Annotated in this window: 2 protein-coding genes and 1 pseudogene; all 3 read right to left on the bottom strand. The window is 50.1% G+C overall.

Annotation, left to right across the window (positions count from 1 at the left end; translation table 11 throughout):
- Positions 1-238 (bottom strand): annotated as a pseudogene (locus JKP78_RS17975) (hypothetical protein); the annotation flags it as partial.
- A 91-nt stretch (positions 239-329) separates the two neighbouring features.
- Positions 330-950, bottom strand: a complete 621-nt coding sequence (locus tag JKP78_RS17980; RefSeq protein ID WP_200627117.1) for a hypothetical protein — start codon at positions 948-950, stop codon at positions 330-332.
- A 3-nt stretch (positions 951-953) separates the two neighbouring features.
- Positions 954-1,598 (bottom strand): RHS repeat domain-containing protein (locus tag JKP78_RS25160; protein WP_234454662.1); only part of this gene is annotated, 645 nt, incomplete at its 5' end.

The raw sequence follows: 1,598 nt of genomic DNA on the forward strand, positions 1-1,598 counted from the left end.
GCCTGGTATTCATAGGCGGTCTTGTTGCCCGCCGCATCGGTGAACTCGCTCAGTTGGCCGAAGGCGTTGTAGGCCCAGTGACTGGTCTTGCCGGAGCAGTCGGTGTACTCGAGCAACTGTCCGGTATCGTTGTAGGTGAGTTTCTTCTCGTTGCCGATGCAGCCTTGATCGCCTTGACCAAGCCGGCCGGGGTGTAGGTAAACTCGGTCTTGTTGCCCAGCGGGTCGACTGCCGAAAGCTCAAGCACGAGAGTAAACCTAGGAAAGTGCACGCCACCCTGAATTTTTCTCGGATGTTGCATTAGGCCCACAAGCTTACGCGAATCCATTTTACCAGCATGGTACCTCTTGGATATTAGCCTTTAACGTGATATGACCCTCGGCTGGAATATTATTCTCAAGATCAAGCAGAAAACCAGCCATATTACTTGAAGTCACATCGAAGGCTCCCCACCCATATTCACCAGATAATTTTGACATACAGAAAAATTCACATGATTCCATCAGCGCAACATAGAGCGATTTGCTAACACTGCGACCACCACCCAGGAGAAAATCTGATAGCGGGCTCGAGCATGGCGATTGCAATGATTTATACCTGGATAAAAATGCATGTTTTTTTAATTCCAACAAATAGCGCTCATGCTCCATAGCCATGCGATCAAAGCAACCATTCCTATCTTTGAAAAAGATACTTGGCATATATTGACCACGAAAGTCCCCAGGCGCAAGAAGTGCTCCTGAAATGTCGACACAGTAACAACCTGCAATTAACGCACTCACAAACTCTTTTGCCGATGGCGTTCTGTCAAAGCCAAGAGTTCCGTCCTGATTGATCGCGCAAATCAACGCAAAGTCGTCATCGTGGTCAGCCGGCAGCCCCGCCACCCAACTGCTACTCGCCTTGCTAAAGAGTTCAAATTTTGCCCGATAGCATATCACTTCAAACATCTCTCACCCCGGATAAGTCACTATGATTGTTTCGCCTTTTCGGTTTGTGGCATGCACATGTGGGCTGCGATGGTGGTCTGGGTGTCCATCACCGACCATGTGAGGGTGTCCATCTGGATGATCAAATACTATCGACCCGTCCCAACCTCGGCGCCCAAAATTCTCAACGCCATTTGCAAGTAGGCAGTAGCAGTTCTTTCCACGACTACCATCATTAATCTGGTCTGACGCTAAATTTTTTCCACCACGCCCTACCCTAGGTACTTGCGCATGTTTTTGGGCAATCTTCATTGCCTCTTTACGACCCTTTGCCGCTAGAACAGTTGAAAGCCCAAGAGGGTCTATCCACTCTATCGGGTTAGGAGCATACGCGAAAAGATTCAAACCTCCAGCGTAGCCTATCGGATCCTCGCTGATAAAACGTCCCGTCTTCGAGTCGTAGTAGCGGTAACGGTTATATTGGAGTCCTGTCTCAGGATCGTGGTACTGGCCTTGGAACCGAATCGGGTTACTTAGGCCATGCTGTTTCGCCCAGTCCGAGCGCTCCTCTTTGACTTCACCCCACGCCTTGTACTGCCCCGCCCAAGCAACATTGCCCTGCTCATCGGTCAGCTCCATCGGCGTACCGAGATGGTCGCATTGGTACCA

Origin of the sequence: Pseudomonas sp. LAM2023 (assembly GCF_016620375.1) — a bacterium.
Lineage (GTDB): Bacteria > Pseudomonadota > Gammaproteobacteria > Pseudomonadales > Pseudomonadaceae > Aquipseudomonas > Aquipseudomonas anuradhapurensis.